This window comes from Streptomyces coeruleorubidus (assembly GCF_008705135.1).
In the GTDB taxonomy this organism is placed as follows: domain Bacteria; phylum Actinomycetota; class Actinomycetes; order Streptomycetales; family Streptomycetaceae; genus Streptomyces; species Streptomyces coeruleofuscus.
Genome location: NZ_CP023694.1, coordinates 7318988 through 7339480, shown reverse-complemented (window position 1 = coordinate 7339480; position 20493 = coordinate 7318988). Strand labels below are relative to the sequence as shown.

The 20493-nt window shown below is 71.2% G+C and carries 22 protein-coding genes; 8 read left to right on the top strand and 14 right to left on the bottom strand.

Features of this window, described 5'->3' with window-relative positions; translation table 11 throughout:
• The first annotated feature begins 1 nt into the window (after position 1).
• The 5 genes from CP976_RS33860 (at position 2) to CP976_RS33835 (ending at position 5111) form a co-directional block, all read left to right on the top strand.
• Positions 2-1336 carry a sulfate adenylyltransferase subunit 1 gene (locus tag CP976_RS33860; RefSeq protein WP_150483725.1) on the top strand — a complete coding sequence of 445 codons (1335 nt, stop codon included), beginning with the start codon at positions 2-4 and terminating at the stop codon, positions 1334-1336.
• 216 nt (positions 1337-1552) lie between these two features.
• The gene (locus CP976_RS33850; RefSeq protein WP_150483724.1) at positions 1553-2656 is read left to right on the top strand and encodes an aliphatic sulfonate ABC transporter substrate-binding protein; all 1104 of its coding nucleotides are present in this window, start codon (positions 1553-1555) and stop codon (positions 2654-2656) included.
• Between the two features lie 36 nt (positions 2657-2692).
• Entirely contained in the window at positions 2693-3481 is a 789-nt protein-coding gene (locus CP976_RS33845) for an ABC transporter ATP-binding protein (RefSeq protein ID WP_150483723.1), read from the top strand.
• Positions 3468-4364, top strand: coding sequence for an ABC transporter permease (locus tag CP976_RS33840; protein ID WP_150483722.1), 897 nt, complete (start codon positions 3468-3470; stop codon positions 4362-4364). Before CP976_RS33845 ends, CP976_RS33840 begins: the two co-directional genes overlap by 14 nt.
• 6 nt (positions 4365-4370) lie before the next feature.
• Entirely contained in the window at positions 4371-5111 is a 741-nt protein-coding gene (locus CP976_RS33835; protein WP_150483721.1) for a sirohydrochlorin chelatase, read from the top strand.
• 17 nt (positions 5112-5128) lie between these two features.
• Here CP976_RS33835 and CP976_RS33830 read toward each other — a convergent pair whose 3' ends face one another.
• The 7 genes from CP976_RS33830 to CP976_RS33800 form a co-directional block, all read right to left on the bottom strand.
• Positions 5129-6412, bottom strand: a complete 1284-nt coding sequence (locus CP976_RS33830) for an MFS transporter (protein WP_150483720.1) — start codon at positions 6410-6412, stop codon at positions 5129-5131.
• Complete coding sequence (locus CP976_RS33825) at positions 6412-7254, bottom strand: GvpL/GvpF family gas vesicle protein (protein ID WP_150483719.1); 843 nt, start codon at positions 7252-7254, stop codon at positions 6412-6414. The genes CP976_RS33830 and CP976_RS33825 overlap by 1 nt, the downstream gene beginning before the upstream one ends.
• The gene (locus CP976_RS33820; protein WP_150483718.1) at positions 7251-7613 is read right to left on the bottom strand and encodes a gas vesicle protein; all 363 of its coding nucleotides are present in this window, start codon (positions 7611-7613) and stop codon (positions 7251-7253) included. The genes CP976_RS33825 and CP976_RS33820 overlap by 4 nt, the downstream gene beginning before the upstream one ends.
• Positions 7610-7861: a gas vesicle protein GvpG gene (locus CP976_RS33815; protein WP_150483717.1), complete on the bottom strand. Its 252-nt coding sequence runs from the start codon at positions 7859-7861 to the stop codon at positions 7610-7612. The genes CP976_RS33820 and CP976_RS33815 overlap by 4 nt, the downstream gene beginning before the upstream one ends.
• Positions 7862-7863: 2 nt before the next feature.
• Positions 7864-8583, bottom strand: coding sequence for a GvpL/GvpF family gas vesicle protein (locus CP976_RS33810; protein ID WP_150483716.1), 720 nt, complete (start codon positions 8581-8583; stop codon positions 7864-7866).
• Positions 8580-8966, bottom strand: a complete 387-nt coding sequence (gene gvpJ / locus CP976_RS33805; RefSeq protein ID WP_229875336.1) for a gas vesicle protein GvpJ — start codon at positions 8964-8966, stop codon at positions 8580-8582. The genes CP976_RS33810 and gvpJ overlap by 4 nt, the downstream gene beginning before the upstream one ends.
• A gap of 120 nt (positions 8967-9086) precedes the next feature.
• Complete coding sequence (locus CP976_RS33800; protein ID WP_150483715.1) at positions 9087-9383, bottom strand: gas vesicle protein GvpO; 297 nt, start codon at positions 9381-9383, stop codon at positions 9087-9089.
• A 99-nt stretch (positions 9384-9482) separates the two neighbouring features.
• Here CP976_RS33800 and CP976_RS33795 point away from each other — a divergent pair, with 99 nt between their 5' ends.
• Positions 9483-10322, top strand: coding sequence for a transglutaminase-like domain-containing protein (locus CP976_RS33795; RefSeq protein ID WP_150483714.1), 840 nt, complete (start codon positions 9483-9485; stop codon positions 10320-10322).
• Here the strand turns inward: CP976_RS33795 and CP976_RS33790 are convergent.
• Positions 10319-10882 carry a DUF1697 domain-containing protein gene (locus CP976_RS33790; RefSeq protein WP_150483713.1) on the bottom strand — a complete coding sequence of 188 codons (564 nt, stop codon included), beginning with the start codon at positions 10880-10882 and terminating at the stop codon, positions 10319-10321. The two genes, CP976_RS33795 and CP976_RS33790, sit on opposite strands and share 4 nt — an antisense overlap.
• 328 nt (positions 10883-11210) lie before the next feature.
• Between CP976_RS33790 and CP976_RS33785 the strand changes: the two genes are divergently transcribed.
• Complete coding sequence (locus CP976_RS33785) at positions 11211-13460, top strand: MMPL family transporter (protein WP_150483712.1); 2250 nt, start codon at positions 11211-11213, stop codon at positions 13458-13460.
• Positions 13461-13515: 55 nt separating this feature from the next.
• On the opposite strand, the gene CP976_RS33780 is transcribed toward CP976_RS33785, so the two are convergent.
• Entirely contained in the window at positions 13516-13836 is a 321-nt protein-coding gene (locus CP976_RS33780; protein ID WP_150483711.1) for a hypothetical protein, read from the bottom strand.
• Positions 13837-14034: 198 nt separating this feature from the next.
• Between CP976_RS33780 and CP976_RS33775 the strand changes: the two genes are divergently transcribed.
• A complete protein-coding gene (locus CP976_RS33775) occupies positions 14035-14985 on the top strand; it encodes a zinc metalloprotease (RefSeq protein WP_150483710.1) in 951 nt (316 codons plus the stop codon).
• 27 nt (positions 14986-15012) lie between these two features.
• Here the strand turns inward: CP976_RS33775 and CP976_RS33770 are convergent, their stop codons facing one another.
• The 5 genes from CP976_RS33770 to CP976_RS33750 form a co-directional block, all read right to left on the bottom strand.
• Positions 15013-16215, bottom strand: a complete 1203-nt coding sequence (locus CP976_RS33770; RefSeq protein ID WP_150483709.1) for a glycosyltransferase — start codon at positions 16213-16215, stop codon at positions 15013-15015.
• A 46-nt stretch (positions 16216-16261) separates the two neighbouring features.
• Positions 16262-17041 (bottom strand): 23S rRNA (adenine(2058)-N(6))-methyltransferase Erm(O), encoded by a 780-nt coding sequence (erm(O), locus tag CP976_RS33765; protein ID WP_150483708.1) that lies wholly within the window; start codon positions 17039-17041, stop codon positions 16262-16264.
• 264 nt (positions 17042-17305) lie between these two features.
• Complete coding sequence (locus CP976_RS33760) at positions 17306-18580, bottom strand: ABC transporter substrate-binding protein (RefSeq protein WP_150483707.1); 1275 nt, start codon at positions 18578-18580, stop codon at positions 17306-17308.
• Positions 18580-19413: a carbohydrate ABC transporter permease gene (locus CP976_RS33755; protein WP_150483706.1), complete on the bottom strand. Its 834-nt coding sequence runs from the start codon at positions 19411-19413 to the stop codon at positions 18580-18582. Before CP976_RS33755 ends, CP976_RS33760 begins: the two co-directional genes overlap by 1 nt.
• Positions 19410-20354: a carbohydrate ABC transporter permease gene (locus CP976_RS33750; protein ID WP_150483705.1), complete on the bottom strand. Its 945-nt coding sequence runs from the start codon at positions 20352-20354 to the stop codon at positions 19410-19412. The genes CP976_RS33755 and CP976_RS33750 overlap by 4 nt, the downstream gene beginning before the upstream one ends.
• Between the last annotated feature and the right edge of the window lie 139 nt (positions 20355-20493).

Below are 20493 nucleotides of genomic sequence, written 5' to 3'. Positions count from 1 at the left end.
GATGAGCACGATCACGACCGAGGAACTCTCGGCCACCACGCTGCTGCGGTTCGCCACCGCCGGTTCCGTCGACGACGGCAAGTCCACCCTCGTCGGGCGGCTGCTGCACGACTCCAAGTCGGTCCTCACCGACCAGCTGGAAGCCGTGGAGCGCGTCTCCGCCAGCCGGGGCCAGGAGGCGCCGGACCTCGCGCTGCTGACGGACGGTCTGCGGGCCGAGCGGGAGCAGGGCATCACCATCGACGTGGCGTACCGCTACTTCGCCACGCCCCGGCGCCGGTTCATCCTCGCCGACACCCCCGGCCACGTGCAGTACACCCGCAACATGGTCACCGGAGCCTCGACGGCCGAGCTGACGGTCATCCTGGTCGACGCCCGCAACGGGGTGGTCGAGCAGACCCGCCGGCACGCCGCGATCGCCGCCCTGCTGCGTGTCCCCCACGCGGTCCTGGCGGTGAACAAGATGGACCTCGTCGGCTACGACGAGAAGGTGTTCGCGGCGATCGCCGAGGAGTTCACGGCGTACGCGACCGAGCTGGGCGTCCCCGAGGTCACCGCGATCCCGATCTCCGCGCTCGTCGGCGACAACGTGGTGGAGCCTTCCGCGAACATGGACTGGTACGGCGGCCCGACCGTGCTGGAGCACCTGGAGACGGTCCCGGTCGCGCACGACCTGAGCCACTGCCACGCCCGGCTGCCCGTGCAGTACGTGATCCGGCCGCAGAGCGCCGACCACCCCGACTACCGGGGTTACGCCGGGCAGATCGCGGCCGGTTCCTTCCACGTGGGCGAGGCCGTCACCGTGCTGCCGTCGGGCCGCAGCTCGAAGATCTCCGGCATCGACCTGCTGGGCGAGCCGGTCGACGTGGCCTGGACGACGCAGTCGGTGACCCTCCTGCTGGAGGACGACATCGACATCTCGCGCGGCGACCTGATCGTGCCGTCCAAGGACGCGCCCCCGACCACGCAGGACATCGAGGCCACCGTCTGCCACGTCGCCGACGCCCCGCTGACCCTCGGCCACCGGGTCCTGCTGAAGCACGGCACCCGCACGGTCAAGGCGATCGTGAAGGACATCCCGTCCCGTCTCACGCTCGACGACCTGTCCCTGCACCCGCACCCGGGACAGCTCGTCGCCAACGACATCGGCCGGGTGAAGATCCGTACCGCCGAGCCGCTGCCGGTCGACTCCTACGCGGACTCGCGGCGCACCGGCTCGTTCATCCTGATCGACCCCAACGACGGCACGACGCTGACCGCGGGCATGGTCGGCGAGTCCTTCGCCGCCCCCGATCCGGTGAAGGACCAGTCCGAGGACGACGGGTGGGACTTCTGACATGAACTCCCCCGACTTCTACTCCATGTTCGCGAAGGAGGGCGGCCGCGTCGGCAGCGGTGATCTCGGCAGCGGGCAGGGCGGAGTCGCGCGATGTGTGCGCTGACGTACGCGCACCGCTCGCGCGCCCTCACCCCCCACCGCCGTAGACCTGCCGACCTCCCGGCCACGACCTGAGAGACCGTGACCGCCGGGCCTCCGAGAGGAAACCCTCCCGTGCCTGCATCATCCGTTCTGCGCCGATCCTTCGCGGTGCTGGCCGCACTGCCCCTGCTCACGCTGGCCGCCTGCGGCTACGGCTCCCAGGCCAAGGACGACGGGGCCGCCAAGGTCGCCGCCGGGGCGAAGAAGATCGAGGGTCTCGACACCGTCAAGATCGGTTACTTCGGCAATCTGACCCACGGCACCGCGCTCGTCGGCCGTGAGCAGGGCATCTTCCAGAAGGCGCTGGGCGCCACCGAGGCGGAGTACGCGACCTTCAACGCGGGCCCCTCCGAGATCGAGGCGTTGAACTCCGGCTCCATCGACATCGGCTGGATCGGCCCGTCCCCGGCGATCAACGGCTACACCAAGGCGAACGGGAAGAACCTGCGCATCATCGGCGGTTCGGCGTCCGGCGGTGTGAAGCTCGTCGTCAACCCGGAGAAGATCAAGTCCCTGAAGGACGTCAAGGGCAAGAAGATCGCCACCCCGCAGCACGGCAACACCCAGGACGTGGCGTTCCTGAACTGGGCCGCGGAGCAGGGCTGGAAGGTCGACGCCGAGAGCGGCAAGGGCGACGTCACGGTCGTCCGCAGTGACAACAAGGTCACCCCGGACGCCTTCAAGGCCGGGTCGGTCGACGGCGCCTGGGTGCCGGAGCCGACCGCGTCGAAGCTGGTCGCCGAGGGGGGCAAGGTCCTCCTCGACGAGGCGACTCTGTGGCCGGACAAGAAGTTCGTGATCACGAACATCATCGTGCGGCAGGAGTTTCTGAAGAAGTACCCGAAGGTTGTGGAGGCCGTGCTCAAGGGCTCGGTCGAGACCAACAAGTGGATCAAGGCCAATCCGGACGCGGCGAAGAAGGCGGCGAACGAGCAGCTGGAGCAGGATTCCGGCAAGGCGCTGCCCGCCGAGGTGCTGGACCCGGCGTGGAAGTCGATCCAGTTCACCGACGACCCGCTGGCCTCCACCCTCAACACCGAGGCCGAGCACGCCGTGAAGGCCGGGCTGCTGGAGAAGCCGAACCTGAACGGCATCTACGACCTCGCGCCGCTGAACAAGGTCCTCAAGGCCGAGGGCGAGCCCACGGTCGACGACGCCGGCCTCGGCGTCAAGTAAGCCCGCATCCCGCCCCGTTCCCAGGAGGTGACGACCATGGCCACGACCCTCGCCAAGGCCGCCGACGGCACCGAGACGGCCACCCACGCCGCCCGGATCGCCCATGTCTCGAAGTCGTTCCCGGGCCCCGCCGGACAGCAGCTCGTCCTGGACGACATCACTCTCGATGTCGCCCCCGGCGAGTTCGTCACCCTCCTGGGGGCCTCGGGCTGCGGCAAGTCCACCCTGCTCAACCTGGTCGCCGGGCTGGACCGGCCCTCGGCCGGCGACATCACCACCGACGGCCGCCCCGCGCTGATGTTCCAGGAGCACGCACTGTTCCCCTGGCTGACCGCGGGCAAGAACATCGAACTCGCCCTGAGGCTCAGGGGCGTGCCGAAGACGGAGCGCCGGGAGCGGGCCGAGGAGCTGCTCGAACTCGTCCGGCTCAAGGGCGCCCACCGCAAGCGGGTGCACGAACTGTCCGGCGGTATGCGCCAGCGCGTCGCGCTGGCCCGCGCGCTCGCCCAGGAGAGCAAGCTCCTGCTGATGGACGAGCCGTTCGCCGCGCTGGACGCCATCACCCGCGATGTGCTGCACGACGAGCTGACCCGCATCTGGCGCGAGACGCAGGTGTCCGTCCTGTTCGTCACGCACAACGTGCGCGAGGCCGTCCGCCTCGCCCAGCGCGTGGTGCTGCTGTCCTCCCGCCCGGGCCGCATCGCCCGCGAGTGGACCGTGGACATCGAGCACCCGCGCCGCATCGAGGACACCGCGGTGGCGGAGCTGTCCGTCGAGATCACCGAAGAACTGCGTGGGGAGATCCGCCGTCATGGCCAGCACTGATTCGACGACCGTCGCCAAGGACGGCAGCGATCTCGCCGGACTGGAAGCCGGCCTGGACGCGCTGGAGACGGTGCAGACCAGCCGCAAGCCGTTCCGGCAGACCTTCGTGGAGAAGATCCTGCCGCCCGTCATCGCCGTCGCCCTCGTCCTGGCGGTCTGGCAGGCCCTGGTCTCCTTCAAGGTCGTCGACGACCCCACCAAGCTGCCCGCGCCGTCGGCGGTGTGGGACGTCGTCCACACCGCGTGGCTCCAGGGCGAACTGCTCGGCTACATCTGGACCAGCGTCTCGCGCGGCCTGCTCGGCTTCTGCTTCGCCCTGATCATCGGCACCCCCCTGGGCCTGCTCGTGGCCCGCGTGAAGTTCGTCCGCGCGGCCCTCGGCCCGATCCTGTCCGGCCTGCAGTCCCTGCCGTCGGTCGCCTGGGTGCCCCCGGCGGTCATCTGGCTGGGCCTGAACAACTCGATGATGTACGCGGTGATCCTGCTCGGCGCGGTCCCCTCGATCGCCAACGGCCTCGTCTCGGGCGTCGACCAGGTGTCGCCGCTGTTCCTCCGCGCGGGCCGCACCCTCGGCGCGACCGGCCTGAAGCACACCTGGCACATCGTCCTCCCGGCCGCCCTGCCCGGCTACGTCGCCGGCCTGAAGCAGGGCTGGGCCTTCTCCTGGCGCTCCCTGATGGCCGCCGAGATCATCGCCTCCTTCCCCGACCTCGGCGTCGGCCTCGGCCAGCTCCTGGAGAACGGCCGCAACGCCAGCGACATGGCCATGGTCTTCGAAGCGATCCTCCTCATCCTCGTCGTCGGCATCGCCATCGACCTGCTCATCTTCAGCCCGCTGGAGCGGTGGGTGCTGCGCAACCGCGGTCTGCTGGTGAAGAGCTGAAGCCCCATGACCAACACGCCTGTTCTCCTCGTCATCGCCCACGGCAGCCGCGACCCGCGGCACGCCGCGACGGTGCACGCCCTGGTACGCCGGATCCGCTCCCTGCGCCCCGACGTACGCGTCGAGACAGGCTTCCTGGACTTCAACGTGCCCTCCGTGCAGGGGGTGCTGGAGTCCCTGGCCGTCCAGGGCGTCCGTGACGTCGTGGCCCTCCCCCTCCTGCTGACCCGGGCGTTCCACGCGAAGGCGGACATCCCGGCGGTCCTCGCGGACGCTCCCCCGCAGCTCCGTATCCGCCAGGCGGAGGTCCTGGGCCCGTCGCCCCTGTTGCTGTCCGCCCTGGAGCGGCGTCTGTACGAGGCGGGCCTGTCCCCCGCCGACAAGCCCTCGACCGGGGTCGTACTGGCCTCGGCGGGGTCCACCGACCCGGAGGCGATCGCAGTGATCGCAGAAATCGCGCGGGAGTGGCGGCACACCGGTTGGTGCGCCGTGCGACCTGCGTTCGCCTCCGCATCTCTGCCCCGCACGGAGGACGCCGTCCGGGAACTCCGCGCCCTCGGCTGCTCCCGGGTGGCCGTCGCCCCCTACGTCCTCGCCCCCGGCTTCCTCCCGGACCGCATCGCCCGGGGCGCGGCGGAGGCGGACGTCCTGGCGGATGTACTGGGGCCGGCGCCGGAGGTGGCCCGGGTGGTGCTGGAGCGGTACGAGGCGGCCCGGCTGCCGCAGTTGGCGGCTGTCAGCGCCTGAACGGCCCGGGCTCCCGGTCACCTCGGCTGCTTCGAGCCCCCGGCGTGCGCTTGTTCCGGTTCGTGGGTCCGCGGAAGGTCGTGTTCGCGGCGCATCGGGCTCATGACGAGGACGAGCCAGGAGAGCGCGACGACACCCGTCATGATCCCCATGGCCGTCCGGTACCCGACCGCGTCGCCGAGCACGCCGCCGAGCAGGGATCCGAGCGGGATGGTGCTGTGGTTGATCATCATGGCCGTCGCCACGACCCGGCCGAGCATCCGCGGCGGGCAGTAGGTCTGCCGGAAGCTGCCGACCACGATGTTGGCCACGGAGACGCCGACGCCGACGAGGAACGCGCCCGCGGCGAACAGCAGCAGCCCCGGCCCCGCCGTGGTCATGGGCAGCAGCAGCGCGAACGGCGCGGTGGCCACCTGGAGGAGCAGCAGCCCGCGCGCGGTGCCGAACCGCCGGCTGACCCTGCCGGCCACCAGCGCGCCGACGATGCCGCCCGTGCTGCCGCTGGTCAGCAACAGCCCGACCATGGCCGGGTTCAGTCCGACGGTGCGGACGAGGAACACGACCTGGACCGCCTGATAGCCCATCAACGCCATGTTGATCAGGGCGCCCCAGGTGACCATCGGCCGCAGGTACCGGTCCCGGCCCACGAAGCGGAGCCCTTCGATGATCTGCCGCCGGAGGGGGACGCGTGCCTCGTCGGGAGCACGGTCCGGCTCGACCGCCCTGATCCGCTTCAGGCAGACCGCTGAGACGAGGAACGTCACCGCGTCGGCCACGAGCGCGGTGACCGCGCCGAACGCCTGGGCGAGCAGCCCCGCCGCCCCCGGCCCGGCGACCTGGGTGGCGGCCTCGCTGCCCTGGAGCTTGGCGTTGCCTGCCAGGAGGTCGCGTCCGTCGAGCACGATCGGGATGTACGAGTGGTAGGCGGTGTTGAAGCACACCGCCGCGGTCCCGCAGATCAACGCGGCGGCGACCATGTGCGCGAAGGTGAGCGCGTCGAGCGAGGCCGCCAGTGGAATGCTCAGCAGCGTCGCGGCGGAGACCAGATCGCAGGTGATCATCAGTGGGCGTTTGCGCATCCGGTCCGCCCAGGCGCCCACCGGCAGACCCACCAGCAGCCAGGGCAGCCACACCGCCGCGGCGATCAGGCCGACGGCGGTGGAGCCGGCGTCCAGCTCCACGACCGCGATCAGTGGCAACGCCACCACGGTGATGCTGTTGCCCAACCCGCTCACGGTCTCGCCCGTCCAGAGCAGCCGGAAGTCCCGGCGGGTGGAGGGGACTTGCTGGGGTGGAGCCATCAGAGCAGGCTACTGGAGGGGCCCGGCACCGGTTCCGGCTGGAGTGCGAAGGAGTAGGGGGCCCAGGGCCCGGTGACTTCGACGCGGAGCCCGGGGATGCCCTCGGCGGCCGCCAGTACGCCGGTGCGGAAGGCGTCGACGCGGTCGGCGGGGACGAGGTACGCGTCGTTGCCGACGTTGGTACCGGGAGCCGGGCCGGCGAGGCTTCCGCGTTGCGGGGTGTGCGCGACGCGGTCGACGGCGAGAGTGCCGGCCGTCCGGGTGACGTGTACGGCGGCCTGGGCGACCGTGCGCCAGGCTTCCTCGTTTCTGCGCTCTCTGCGGCGGCGGATCGCCAGGTACGCGCGGCCCACGCCGACGCCGAGGCCGGTGGGCGTCGCCTGCCCGCTGCCGGTGTCCGGCTCGGGTGGGGTGATGTCGGGCGCGGCGTAGATCTTGACGCCGAGTTCGACGTGGCCCGTGAGGCGGTCCAGGAGGGACAGGAAGTACGCGCGGCGGGTGTCGAGGGCCTGCCGGGCGTGGTCCTCGTCGGGGTAGACGGTGGCCAGGCGGAGGGGCAGGACGGCGGTGCCGCAGGCGACGAGCGCGCCGACCACGGCGTGGTGGGACCGGACCGTGGACTCCAGCCAGTCCAGGTCGTCGAGGTGGGCCTTGAGGGGGGCCTCGTCGTAGTCGGCGGCCGGGACGGGGCCGACGGCGAAGGCCAGCGGTGAGGCGGGGTCCGTGGGCTCCAGCAGGTGGACCGGGTCGCCGGCGACGCCGCGCAGGTCCGCCACCGCCACGGCGGCCTCGGGGGTGCGGCGCAGGACCGCGTAGGCGTAGACGAGGTTCGGGTCGGTCATGGCTCCGGTCTCCTGTCGGCCGCCTTGAGGGCGGCGATCTCGGCGCGCAGGCGCTCGTTCTCGTCGGCCAGGGACCGCTCGGGGCGGGCGGCCCGGGAGGAGAGGGAGGGGTCGTGTTCCCACCAGTCGATGCCCATCTCCTTCGCCTTGTCGACGGAGGCGACGAGCAGGCGCAGTTTGATGGTGAGCAGTTCGATGTCGAGGAGGTTGATCCGGATGTCGCCGGCGATGACCACGCCCTTGTCGAGGACGCGTTCGAGGATGTCGGCGAGGTTGGCGCTCTGGGCGCCGGGCCCGTGGTCGTAGGGGGAGGGAAGACGGGGCGGTCCGGTGAGTCCGCCTGCTGCCGGATGGGTCATGGTCGGGGGGCTCGTCTCCGGGCGTTGATCTCGTCGAGTCGGTCCAGCAGTTCGTCCTCGCGGCGGTCGTACTCGTCCTCGTCGACGCGCCCCTCCAGCAGGGCCCGCTCCAGGTCGACGAGGGCCTGCCGGACGGGGGCCGGGTCGTAGTACTGCGCCTCGGCGGCTGCCTGTAGCTGCTCGGCGGCCCAGAGGGTGGTGCGCAGGGGCGCGAGCGGGAGGGTGAGGATGCCGGTGAGCAGGCCCATGGTCAGGCGGCGAAGCTGTAGGGGGGCAGTGGGCCGCGCAGCCGGAAGTCGTAGGCGTCGCCGTAGTCGTGGGCCAGGCGCCGGCCGGCGGTGGTGAACTCGTCGGCGCGGGCGTGTTCGACGAGGAACGACACGTTGAGGAAGTCGTCCTTGGACGGGTCCGCCACGACGCTGGATCTGGCCAGTGCGGACAGCCGCCCGACGATCTCGTCGGCCTGCCGCCGCTGCCGGGCGTCGACCTGCCGGGCGACCAGCTCGCCGAGGGCGAGGCGGTCCTCGTAGCTGCCGGTGCCGTCGCGGGTGGACCGGTTGAGCCGGCGGGCCTCCTCTGAGTCGTCGAGCACCTCGCGCAGCAGGTCGTCCTGGTCGCGGGCGGCCTTGAGGTTGTACTCGGCGGTGCCGTGCAGTTCGCCGAGCCTGCGGGTGTAGTCCTGGCCCCGCTCCTGAAGGGCCGTTCTGACGGCGGTGTCGTCGGGGGCGAGCAGGCCGAACCTCATGGGCAGGACCGATCCGTCGGCCATGAGCCGCTCCTGGAGTTCCTGGTGGGCGGCGAGGTCACGCCGTTTGGGACGCAGGTCGGGGGGTGCGGGGCTGACCACGGCGGCGAGCGGGCCGTGGACGACGACGCGCGGCGGGTCGTCGGTCCCGCCGACGGTGCGCAGGCCGTCGAGCCGCAGGGGGTGGTCGGAGCGGGTGACGGCGTAGACGTAGACGCCGCTCACCGCCCGTCCTCCCTCGTGTCCTTGTCATCGCGGTCGAAGATGTCGCCGATCGCGTCGATGGCGCCGCCGATCGCACCGCCGGCCTTGCCCCGGGCGCCGCTCTCGACGAGGTTGCCGACGATGTCGGTGAGCTTGTCGGGGGCCTTGCGGCCGGCCTCCAGATCGAGGCGGTTGCAGGCCTCCGCGAAGCGGAGGTAGGTGTCCACGCTGGCGATGACGATCCGTATGTCGATCTTCAGGATCTCGATGCCGACCAGGGAGACACGGACGAACACGTCGATCACGAGCCCGCGGTCCAGGATCAGTTCGAGGATGTCGAAGAGGCCGCCGGTCCCCGACCCGCTGGAAGTGGCGGCGGGTTGCATCCCGCCGGTCTGCGTCATGACGGTCACGGTGCGATTCCTCTCGCGAGACTCGTTCTCGTGCCGCCCGTAGGTACGGGGGTGGCGGCGGGCGTGTTCACGCAAACACCGAAACGGTCTCAGCGGGGGGGGAGCCGAGTGCTAGCGCCCCCGGTCGAGCTGGCCGCGGGCGTACCGGCGTACCCGTTCGTAGCCCAGGAGTCGGCCCTCCGGGTCGAGGGTGACCCGGTAGGTCGCCATGATGGTCATGGTGTCGGGGACCCGCTCCAGCTCCACGACCTCCACGTCGGCCGTCCAGCCGTCGGTCGTCGGGCGGACGGCGGTGACGGAGTCGGGGGCCGTGCCGAGCAGTTCGGCGAGCTGCGCCGCCGCGCCGCGCATGGCCTGGAGGGCCGTCGTACGACCGGAGGGGGTCGCCTGGTCATCGGTGCTCGTCATGGTCCCACCGTGCCAAGGCCCCGGTCCGCGTGGGGGTGATTCGGCCAAACGTCCGCTGCCGTTGACCTTGCCCCTGGGGCAGGGGCGAGAGTCCGGGGCATGGACACCTACCTGAGGCAGACGCCGTACAGCGACCCCGGTGACCTGGACACGAGCGGCCTGCCGCGTGACCCGGGGGAACTCGCCGGGCTGGTACGGAACGTGATCATCCATCGGGGTGAGGGAGAGCTGTTCGGATACTCCGTTCCCGAGGCGCGGCTGCACCACGACGCCGAGTCGCGCTACGTCACGGAGATCCTGAGGATCCTGCGGGAGCGCGGTGACGCGCCGCTCACCGAAGAGCGGGCGCCGCGGGAACGGTTCGTGGGCACGTGCCGGGATTTCTCGCTGCTGCTGTGCTCGCTGCTGCGGGCGACGGGGACGCCCGCGCGGCTGCGCTGCGGCTTCGCGACGTACTTCGTCGACGGTTTCCACGAGGACCACTGGGTGACCGAGTACCGCACGCCGCGGGGGCGGTGGCGCCTGGCCGACGCGCAGGTCCACCAGGGGTACGACGTGCCGTTCGACCCCATGGACGTGCCGAGGGACCGGTTCCTCGTGGCCGGGAAGGCCTGGCGGGCCTGCCGCGAGGGGCGGGCGGATCCGATGGACTTCGGGCTCAGCGGCGTCGACCGGCTGCGGGGGCTGTGGTTCGTGTGGGGCAACGTGGTGCGCGACCTGGCCGCCGTCAACGGCGTCGAACTGCTCCCCTGGGACGGCTGGGGTCCGCAGTTCCTCGGCCGGGCGCCGCTGAGCGAGCAGGAACTGGCGGCGGCCGACGCGGTCGGCTCCCAGGACCTGGCCCGGCCCTACGAGGATCCGCGACTGGCCGTCCCGGCCGAGATCACGTCGTACACGCCCTACCTCGGCGACCGGACGGTCACTCTTGCCGGTCGCTAGCCGGCGTGGTGTTCAGGCCCCGTGAGCTCCACCAGCTTGACGACGGTGTTCCAGTTGCGGGTCGTGGCGATGACGCCCTTGTTGATGCGCGGCTTCGCGAGGTGTTCGGCCAGCTTGGAGCGGCCCAGGCCGTTCGGCGCGTACAGGTACAGGGCGCGGTCGCCGAGGCGGAACTCCTCGGGGAGGTAGGCCGATCGGTCGATCTCCGCGAAGCGCTCGGGGGTGACGGGGGCGGAGAAATAGGTGACGTGGAGTTGCTTGGGCTCCAGGTCGGCGGCCGGGAAGGGGCAGGCGTCGGCGATCGCCTTCAGATAGGCGTGGTCGCGCACGATCACGTCGACGCCGAAACCGAAGTGCTTCTCGATGGCGTGCGTGATCTCGGCGGCCAGCGACTCCTCGTCGCCGTGGCCGGAGGCGAACACGGCCTGGCCGCTCTGGAGGTAGGTGCGTACGTCCTCGTAGCCCAGGCCTGTCAAGAGTGTGCGCAGGTCCGCCATGGGGACCTTTCTGCTGCCGCCCACGTTGATCCCGCGCAACAGTGCCGCATACGTCGTCGTCATTCGCTCACCCTAAGGCGGCCGTCGTGCCCCGTGGGGGTGGGCACGACGGCCGGGTGGGCGGCTGCCCGAGCCCCGTAAATTACTCACCGGTCACCGCGGGACACAACCTTCTGCTCAGGATCCACACACCCGAGGAGACCGATGGGTGTAAGGGACCACGGTCCTTTCCGGTCCTCCCCAGTGGGGAGAGTGCGAGCGCCATGGGGATGAGTTCCGGCCCCGCGACCTCACCGGGCAGCACGACGTGATGGCTTTATCCGGCCCATACCTTCGAGAGGAAAGGGGGCGGCAGGGGGCCGCCACCGCGTCTCGAGGGGGCAAGCCCGTCATGGGGAACGGAGAAGCACGGGTGCGGGGCCTGGCCGCCCGGGCCGGCGGATGGAGTGCCCGGCACCGATGGGCTGCCGTCGGGATCTGGGTGCTGTTCGTCGTCCTGGCGATGGGGCTCGGGTCGGCGGCGGGCCGGGTCGACGTCAAGGACAGCGACCAGTTGAAGGGCGAGACGCACACCGCCGCGAAGATCATCGAGGATGCCGGGATCGACGAACCGGCCAGTGAGACCGTGCTGATACAGGCCAGGGACTCCGGTCCGAAGGCCACGGACGCCGAGTTCCGGGACGCCGTCACGGCCGTGGTCCGGGCCGTCGAGGGGACCGGCCGCGTCACCGACGTGACCTCCCCGTACGACACGAAGACGATCTCGAAGGACGGGCGCAGCGCGCTCGTGCAGTTCGACATGCGCGGCGAGGCGGACACCGCCGGTGAGCGGGTCGAGCCGGTGCTGAAGGCCGTGGAGGGAGTCCAGAAGGACCACGCGTCGCTGCGGATCGAGGAGATCGGCGGCGCCAGCATGATGAAGACGTTCGACGACGCCGTCGGGGACGACTTCAAGAAGGCCGAGTACTCCGCGGTGCCGGTGGCTCTCGGGATTCTGCTCATCGCCTTCGGCGCGCTGGTGGCGGCGCTGCTGCCGGTGGCGCTGGCGATCACCGCGATCATGGCGACGATGGGCCTGATGGGCGTGGTCAGCCACGCGGTGCCGATGACGGACGCCGCGAACTCCGTGATGCTGCTCGTCGGTCTGGCCGTCGGCGTCGACTACTGCCTGTTCTACCTGCGCCGCGAGCGGGAGGAGCGTGCCGCGGGCCGGGACGCGCAGACGGCGCTGCGGATCGCCGCCGCGACCAGTGGCCGCGCGATCGTGGTCTCCGGTGTCACGGTGTGCGTGGCCATGGCGGGCATGCTGTTCACCGGGCTCGCCGAGTTCGAGGCGATGGGTCTGGCCTCACTGATGGTGGTGGCCGTGGCGATGGTGGGGTCCGTGACCGTGCTGCCCGCGCTGCTCTCGCTGCTGGGCGAGCGCGTGGAGAAGGGCCGTATCCCGTTCCTGCGCCGGCGCAAGCAGGGCGGCAACGGGGAGAGCCGGTTCTGGACGGCCGTCCTGCGGCGAGTGCTCGCCAGGCCGGTCGTGTCCGTCGCGGTGGCGGCCGGTGCGCTGCTCGCCATCGCCGCTCCCGCGGTCGGCATGAAGACCCAGAACCTCACGCTGGACCAGGAGTTCGGCGACTCGCTGCCGATCGTCCAGACGTACAACCGGCTCAACGAGGCCTTCCCGGGCGGCTCGGATCCGGCCGAGGTGGTCGTCAGGGCGGACGACATCAACGCGCCCGAGGTGCGGTCGGCGCTCGCCGACTTCCGTGAACGGGCGGTCAGTTCGGGAGCCTCGCGCGGCCCGGTGGAGATCAAGCTGCACGACGCGCAGAACCTCGCCTTCGTGTACGTCCCCCTGGTCGGCGGCTCCGACCTCGACAAGGCGGGCGCGAGCCTGGAGAAGCTGCGCGACGACGTGCGGCCCGCCACGCTCGGCAAGGTCGACGGCATCGAAGCCCCGATCACCGGGCAGGTGGCCGGCTCGAAGGACTTCAACGACCAGCTGGCGGGAGCCGTCGTCCCGGTCTTCGCGTTCGTCGTGGTCTTCGCCTTCGCGCTGATGCTGCTGTCGTTCCGCTCGCTGACCATCGCACTCACGTCGATCGTGCTGAACCTGCTGTCGGTGGGCGCGGCCTACGGCATCCTCGTCGCCGTGTTCCAACACGGCTGGGGCGCCTCGCTGGTGGGTGCGGAGGGCGTCGGCGCCATCATCACCTGGCTGCCGCTGTTCCTCTTCGTGATCCTGTTCGGCCTGTCGATGGACTACCACGTGTTCGTCGTCTCCCGGATCCGCGAGGCGCGACTGCGGGGTCTGGACACGAAGGACGCGATCCGGCACGGCGTGGTCACCACGGCCGGGGTCGTCACCAGCGCAGCGGTCATCATGGTCGCCGTGTTCGCGATCTTCGGGACGCTGTCCATGCAGTCCATGAAGCAGATGGGCGTCGGCCTCGCGGCCGCGGTGCTCATCGACGCGACGATCATCCGGGGCGTGCTGCTGCCAGCGGTGATGGCGCTGCTCGGGGAGCGCAACTGGTACCTGCCCAAGTGGCTGCACCGGCTGCCCGACCTCACGCACGACGAGGCGCCGCAGGCGGTCGCGGGACCGGCGGCGCGGGACGACAAGGGCGAGCCCATCAGGGTCTGATCACCCGTCCGTTGCATACAGGGCCCGTCGGTTCCGGGGGAACCGACGGGCCCTGTCAGCCGGTGAGCCGCCGCACGTGCAGCACGTCCTCGTCGCAGCGCAGGATCTCCAGCTCCCGGTCCGGGCGAGCACCCCCGAAGGTGAGCGCGATGTGACGGTCCGACACGAGCCGCCAGCGGCCGGGCACGGCGTCAGGGGCGTCACCGCGTCCCAGTGGGTGGTCGACGAAGGTGCCGTCGGGTGCGAACTCCATGCCGCGACGCCCGCGCGCCGGCGGGAACGGGTGGCCGTCCGGCCGGTACACCCGCACGTCCTCGTGGTCCTCCTCGTAGGAATGGACCCACGAGCGGAACAGGTCCGACGGGGGCTCACTCATGATCGGGCCACCTCACTCACCCACAGCCGTCCAAATTGCCGGTCTTGCACCTGAGTGGCTAGGATTATCAGTGTATGGGTTCGGAGGGAACGGGCAACCGACCGCTCCCGTCGGCGTCGCCGGGCCCCCGCAGCGCAGTCACACGCGCCCTTCCGCAGCCGCGTCCGCGGCACACCCCAGCTCCCCCGAGGGACAGTCATGTCCGATGCGCAGTCCTACCATCGCGTCACCTCCGCCGACTACAGCCGCTGGTGCGGTGCCATGGAGGTGCACCGCAGACTCCTCACCCTGAACCCCGAGTACGCCGAGAACCGGGCCCAGATCGAGAACGCCGCGTTCACCTACGAGCACGCGGAGACGGCCACCGCCCGGCAGAGCCTCGTCGACATCCCCGTGGTCGTGCACGTCGTGCACAACACCCCCGAGCAGAACGTCAGCGACGCCCAGATCCACAGTCAGATCGAGGTGCTCAACCAGGACTTCCGCGCGAGCAACCCGGACGTCGACAAGGTCCCCGGCGCCTGGCAGGACCTCGTGGCCGACGCGCGCATCCAGTTCCACCTCGCCCGGACCGACCCACTGGGGCGCCCCACGGACGGCATCACGCGGACGCCGACCTCGACTCGGGACTGGGACACGGACGACCTGGTCAAGTTCAGCCTGAGCGGCGGCCACGACGCCTGGCCCGCGGACGTCTACCTGAACCTGTGGGTCTGCCAGTTGCGTCGTGGGCTGCTGGGCTACGCCCAGTTCCCCGGCGGTGCCGCCTCCACGGACGGAGTGGTCGTCACGCACACCGGCTTCGGGACCACCGGCACCGCCGCCGCGCCCTTCGACGGCGGCCGCACGGCCGTGCACGAGATCGGGCACTGGCTGAACCTGCGGCACATCTGGGGCGACGACGACGAGGGGTGCAGCGGCAGCGACTTCGTGGCGGACACTCCCAACCAGGGCGGGCCGAACACGGGTTCACCCGGCTTCCCCCATGTGTCGTGCGGCAACGGGCCGAACGGCGACATGTTCATGAACTACATGGACTACACGGACGACGCCGCGATGTTCATGTTCACCAAGGGGCAGGCGGCGCGCATGGACGCCGCTCTCGACCACGCCCGCATGACCCTCACCCGCCAGGCCGTCGCGGTGTGACGGACGGGCGGGTGACGGCCGCCCCGGCTACCCCCGGCGAGCGGGCAGTTCGGCCTCGATGAGGTCGGCCGCACGCCGGGTGCCGCCCTCCCGGGCCGTCTGTGCCTGGATCTCCTTCAGGCGGCGGGTGACCTCCGGGTCGTCGACGAGGGCGAGGGCCGCCTCGCGCAGCGTCTCGCCGGTCGCCTCCTCCGTGGGGAGGTACCGGGCGACACCAAGGCCCTGGAGCATCTCCGCGTTGCCGAACTGGTCCACGGCCTGCGGTACGGCGATCATCGGCGTGGCCGTGGCCAGGCCCTCCTGGCTGCCGCCCGCGCCGGCGTGCGTGACGAACAGGTCGGCCTGCTTCAGGATCGCCAGCTGCGGCACCCAGGAGCGCACCTCGACGTTCGCGGGGACCTCCCCGAGCTCGGCCGGGTCGATGTGCTTGCCGACCGAGAGCACCAGGTGCCAGCCGGGCAGGCCGCCGAACGCCTTGACGCACTCCCGGTAGAAGCCGGGCTGCTTGGTGAAGGCGGACCCGAGCGAGACGAGCGCGACCTTCTCGGCGCCGGCCGGCCGCTGCCAGTCGCCCTCGGCACCCCGGTCGCCCTGGCAGGCGCCGACGAAGGAGTACACGCTCTCGTCGACCCGGTCCGCGTTCGGCTGGAGGGCCTTGGGGATCAGGACGATCGAGCGGTCGGGCCGGCCCCCGAACGCGTCGGGGTGCAGGGTGATCCCGTTCTCCTCCAGCCAGGCGTGGAAGCGGGCGTAGTAGGCGCGGCCCCGCTCGGTCTTCTTCGGCTCCTCCCACATGGGCTCGGCGACCTCCTTCTCGTACCCCTCCCAGGCGACCATGGCCGGTGACAGGGAGATGGCCGGCACGCCCCAGCGGTGGGCCAGGACGCGGGCCGGGTAGGAGGCGATGTCGTGCAGGACGAGGTCCGGCTCGTCGCCCTCGTACGCCTCGATCAGCTGCGGGAGGGCCTGGATCGCGTCGTCGAGGAACGGCTCCACGTTGTCCAGCAGGGTGCTCCCCCAGGCCTCCGGGTCGTCGTCGGGCGAGGGCAGCGTCGAGGTCCACGGCTTCACCTCGGCGCCGGTCTCCGCGACCTTCTCCGCGAAGACCGGCGGGATCGCGTACGTCACGCGGTGGCCGCGCGCCACGAGCTCGCGGATCACCTCCAGACTCGGGTTCACGTGGCCGTGGGCGGCGATGGAGAACATGGCGATATGAGCGCGACTGGTCATGCGCCGACCGTACGCGAGACGAGACGTCTCGTGCAACCATTTTGGTTCAGTGGGCCAGCACCTCGTGCAGCCGCAGCCACCGCTGAGGCGCCACCTCGCCCACCAGCACGCCCGGGTCCAGCCGCGCGGCCCGGAACGCCGCGTCCACCCGCCGCCTCGGGTAGGCCCGCCGCAGCGACGCGTGCAGGGAGCCGCCGACCCCCGAGAAGCCCAGCTCGACCAGATGGCGCCAGCTCCGGTACCCGGCGGCGTCGAGCAAAGGGGTGTCGCGCCGTTCCATGCGCAGCACCCCGGCGTCCACGCGCGGCACGGGACGGAAGCTGCGCCTGCCGACGCGGCCCAGCAGCCGCCACTCGTAGCGGGGCCAGGTCCGGACCGTCAGCAGCGTCCAGCCGCCGTAGTCGCCGGTGCGTTTGCGGGCGTACTCGAGCTGGGTGAGCAGCGTGGCGTCGGTCAGGGCGGGAGCGCGCAGACACCAGTCGACGACGGCCGCGGTACGGGAGAACGGCACGTTCCCGGCGACCGAGAAGGGCGTGCGCGGCGGGCGCGCGGCCAGGAAGTCCGCGCCGACGACACGCACCTGCGGTGTGCCGGAGAAGCGGCTGCGCAGGGCGGCCACGAGCCGCGGGTCGATCTCGTACGCGCGCAGCTCCCGGCAGCGTCGCGCCAGCGGGGCGGTCAACGCGCCTTTGCCCGCGCCGACTTCGAGCAGCAGGGGGACCGGCCGGGTCTGCGGGACGGCGAGCCGGGCGAAGCGTTCGGTGGCCGCGCGGTCGGCGAGGAAGTTCTGTGAGAGCGCGCGAGAAGTAGCGGTGGGGCGGGCCATGTCCTGCGGTCCTTGTCTTCCGTGAGGGATTGAGGGCAGCCGAAGGCCCCGACCGGAAGACAGAGGAGACAGAGGAGATGAGACGCCGGGCTCAGAGGCTCAGCGGGCGTGGCTCCCCGGGCCGGTCAGGGCTCCGGGGCCGCGGCGCACCCGTGCGGCGTGCGCGCAGCCCCGGCCGTGACCGGAGATGTAGATCGCGTTGATTCCCACGGGCAGCACGCTAGGCGCTGCCGGCGGTGACGCACAACGAGATTTCGCCGGGGCTCAGCGCTGGTAGCGCGCCAGCACCAGGTTGCCGTCCTCTTCCAGGCGTTGTCGCAGCTCACGGATGCCGATCGCCCCGCTGTAGTACTCCTGGAGGGCCGGGGTCGCCACCTTGTCCTTCCACTCGGGGTAGCCCCGTACGGTCTGCGCGGGCGCCGGGCGCAGGTGGGCGGCGAGCGCCGTGCCCGTGGACCAGCCGTGCTCGGGCGTGCGCAGGGCCGGGTCGTTCAGCGCCCGGTCGCCGGTCGGCAGCATCCAGTCGCCGAGGGCGAGGCGGACCATGTTCTGAGGCCTCAGCAGGAAGTCGATGAAGGCGGCGGCCTCCTTCTTGTGCGGGGAGTCCTCGGCGACGGACAGGGTCTGCGGGCTGACGCCCTGCGTGAGTCCTCCGGCGCCGGCCGGGGCGGGCAGCACCTGCCAGTCGAAGCCCTTCGGGGCCTGCTGCACGATCTGCTGGCGGTAGGAGAAGCCGAGCGGGACCATCGCGTATCTGCCGCCGAAGAAGCCGGGCAGGGTGTCGGAGCCGCCGCTGCCCAGGGTCGTGGGCGAGGCACTGCGGTCGGTGCCGGCCTGGGCGTGGATGGTGCGCGGCACCACCTGGTCGGCCGCCTCGAACCGGACCGTCACCTTGCCGTCGGCCCCGCGGTGGAAGAGCTGTCCGCCCGTCGACAGGGAGAGGTTGAGCGTGGCGGAGACCGGTTCCTTCAGGGGCCAGGCGATGCCGTACTTCCCCCGGCCGCTGAGCTGTTCGGTGATCCGGCGGAACTCGTCCCAGCTCCACGGCTTCTCAGGGGTCGGGATCCGTACTCCGGACCGCTTGAGCCACTTCGCGTTGGCGATCAGGACGCGCGGTTCCTGGAGGAACGGCACGCCGTAGATGCCGTCGCCGAAGGTGGTCGTCTCCCAACTGCGCTGCGGGACGTCCGACTTGAGCCGGGCGGGCAGCAGATCGGTGAGGTCGGCCAGGTAGCCGCCGTAGGCGAAGTCGGCGAGGTCGTCGGAGGCGTCGTGGATGATGTCGGGTGCCTCGCCGCCCTCGAAGGCGGTGAGGAGCTGGTCGTGGACGCTGTCCCAGCTGCCCTGGACGTACTCGACCCGGACGTCCGGGTGGGTGGCGTTCCACTCCCTCACCAGTGCCTTGTTGGCCTCGACCGACTCCTCCTGCCAGGCCAGGGACTGGAAGCGCAGGGTGATGCGGCCGTCGTCGCGGGTGCCGCCGGAGGAGCAGCCGGCGAGGAGCAGCAGGAGGGCGAGGGCCAGCAGGCGTGCGCGCATCAGCTCTTCACCGCCCCGGTGAGCATGCCGCCCGTGATCCGCCGCTGGATGAGCGCGAAGACGACCAGCGAGGGCAGCGTCGCGAGGAACGCGGCCGCCGCGAGCGGGCCGAGGTCGGCGACGCCCTCGGCGCCGATGAAGTGGGTGAGCACCACCGGAAGGGTCTGTTTCTCCGGCGTCTTGAGCAGCACGAGCGCGAAGAAGAACTCGTTCCACGCGGTGATGAACGCGAACAGCCCGGTCGCCACGATGCCCGGCGCGAGCAGCGGCGCCGTCACCGACACCAGCGTCCGCACCCGGCCCGCGCCGTCGACCGCGGCGGCCTCCTCCAACTCGGGTGGTACGGCCCGCACATACCCGGCGAGCATCCACAGCGCGAACGGCAGCGCCCACACCACGTACACCAGCACCAGCCCCGGCACGGAGTTGATCAAACGGAGGTTCTTCAGGACGAGGAACAGCGGGATGATCAGCAGCACGAACGGGAACGCCTGGCTGACCACCACCCAGCCCGTCACCGCCTTCGCGAGCCGGGTGCGGCGCCGGGCCACGACGTAGGCCATCGGTGTCGCGATCAGCACGGCGATCACGGCCGCCGCGAGCGCGGCGAGCAGGGAGTTGAGGGCGGCGTGCAGCAGCGGCTGTTCGTCGAAGGCCTGCCGGAAGTTGGCGAGGGTGGGGTCGTCCGGAATCCACGTCGGGTGGAGGCTGCCCAGCTCGCGCGGGGGCTTGAACGCGGTGGAGACCAGCCAGAGGAACGGGAAGGCGAGGAAGACGAGATACGCGAGCAGCGCGGTGTACTGGCCGGCGCGGGCCGGGCGGCTGGTCCTCATGCGTCGTCACCTCCCCTGAGCCGGCCGGCGAGGAAGACGGCCAGGGCGATCGAGATCACGGCCACCATCACGCAGCCCATCGCCGCCGCGTAGCCGAACTGCCCGTAGCGGAAGGCCTCTTCGTAGGCGAAGAGCATGGGCAGGCGGGTCCGGCCCCCTGGGCCGCCGCTGGTGAGGACGTAGACCAGGGCGAAGGAGTTGAAGTTCCAGATCAGGTTCAGTGCGGTGATGGCCAGGGCGATGGGCCTGAGGGCGGGCCAGGTGACCGTGCGGAAGCGGCGCCAGGCGCTCGCGCCGTCCACCGCCGCCGCCTCGTGCAGTTCGCGCGGGGTGTTCTGGAGTCCGGCGAGCAGCGCGACCGTCGTCTGGGGCATGCCTGCCCAGACGCCCACGACGATCACCGCGGGCAGCGCGGTGGCCAGCCCGCTCAGCCAGTCGCGGCCGCCGCCCAGGCCGATGTCGCGCAGGGTCTCGTTGAGGATGCCCGCGTCCGGGTTGTAGACGAGCCGCCACATGATGCCGACGACAACCTCCGGCATGGCCCAGGGGATGATCGCCAGGGCGCGTGCCAGCCAGCGCAGCCGCAGGTCCTGGTTGAGCAGCAGGGCCAGGCCCAGCGCGAGCAGGAACTGCGGCACGGTCACGCCGACCGCCCACACCAGCCCGATCCGGAACGATTCCCAGAACAGCGTGTCGTGCAGCAGGTCCCGGAAGTTGAGACCGCCGATCCACTGGGTGGGCTCGGTGCGGCCCGACTGGGCGTCGGTGAAGGCCAGCAGGATCCCGTACAGCAGCGGCCCGACGCTGAGGACGAGGATCGGGAGCAGGGCGGGCAGCACCAGGAACCAGGCGCCGTGGTCGACGGCCCGCCGGGGCCGGGCCCCGTCGGGCGTGCGGCCGGCCGGTCTCCTCGGCGGCGAAGCCTCGGTCACCGATGTCACGGAATCAGCCCCTTTGCACGGCTCGGCTGGCCACGTCATGGTCGTGAAGGCGGTCTGCCTCGTCAAGGCACCGCGCATGCCGCCCCACCTGTGCCGATGCGACACTGACCGGCAGATGGCCGGAACCCGACGGCGGAAG

Bases quoted from the DNA above. Each gene is read 5' to 3' on its own strand.
- CP976_RS33860 (WP_150483725.1), top strand. From the start codon at position 2: ATGAGCACGATCACGACCGAGGAACTCTCGGCCACCACGCTGCTGCGG.
- CP976_RS33845 (WP_150483723.1), top strand. From the start codon at position 2,693: ATGGCCACGACCCTCGCCAAGGCCGCCGACGGCACCGAGACGGCCACC.
- CP976_RS33840 (WP_150483722.1), top strand. From the start codon at position 3,468: ATGGCCAGCACTGATTCGACGACCGTCGCCAAGGACGGCAGCGATCTC.
- CP976_RS33835 (WP_150483721.1), top strand. From the start codon at position 4,371: ATGACCAACACGCCTGTTCTCCTCGTCATCGCCCACGGCAGCCGCGAC.
- CP976_RS33830 (WP_150483720.1), bottom strand. From the start codon at position 6,412: ATGGCTCCACCCCAGCAAGTCCCCTCCACCCGCCGGGACTTCCGGCTG.
- CP976_RS33825 (WP_150483719.1), bottom strand. From the start codon at position 7,254: ATGACCGACCCGAACCTCGTCTACGCCTACGCGGTCCTGCGCCGCACC.
- CP976_RS33820 (WP_150483718.1), bottom strand. From the start codon at position 7,613: ATGACCCATCCGGCAGCAGGCGGACTCACCGGACCGCCCCGTCTTCCC.
- CP976_RS33815 (WP_150483717.1), bottom strand. From the start codon at position 7,861: ATGGGCCTGCTCACCGGCATCCTCACCCTCCCGCTCGCGCCCCTGCGC.
- gvpJ (WP_229875336.1), bottom strand. From the start codon at position 8,966: ATGACGCAGACCGGCGGGATGCAACCCGCCGCCACTTCCAGCGGGTCG.
- CP976_RS33800 (WP_150483715.1), bottom strand. From the start codon at position 9,383: ATGACGAGCACCGATGACCAGGCGACCCCCTCCGGTCGTACGACGGCC.
- CP976_RS33795 (WP_150483714.1), top strand. From the start codon at position 9,483: ATGGACACCTACCTGAGGCAGACGCCGTACAGCGACCCCGGTGACCTG.
- CP976_RS33790 (WP_150483713.1), bottom strand. From the start codon at position 10,882: ATGACGACGACGTATGCGGCACTGTTGCGCGGGATCAACGTGGGCGGC.
- CP976_RS33785 (WP_150483712.1), top strand. From the start codon at position 11,211: ATGGGGAACGGAGAAGCACGGGTGCGGGGCCTGGCCGCCCGGGCCGGC.
- CP976_RS33780 (WP_150483711.1), bottom strand. From the start codon at position 13,836: ATGAGTGAGCCCCCGTCGGACCTGTTCCGCTCGTGGGTCCATTCCTAC.
- CP976_RS33775 (WP_150483710.1), top strand. From the start codon at position 14,035: ATGTCCGATGCGCAGTCCTACCATCGCGTCACCTCCGCCGACTACAGC.
- CP976_RS33770 (WP_150483709.1), bottom strand. From the start codon at position 16,215: ATGACCAGTCGCGCTCATATCGCCATGTTCTCCATCGCCGCCCACGGC.
- CP976_RS33760 (WP_150483707.1), bottom strand. From the start codon at position 18,580: ATGCGCGCACGCCTGCTGGCCCTCGCCCTCCTGCTGCTCCTCGCCGGC.
- CP976_RS33755 (WP_150483706.1), bottom strand. From the start codon at position 19,413: ATGAGGACCAGCCGCCCGGCCCGCGCCGGCCAGTACACCGCGCTGCTC.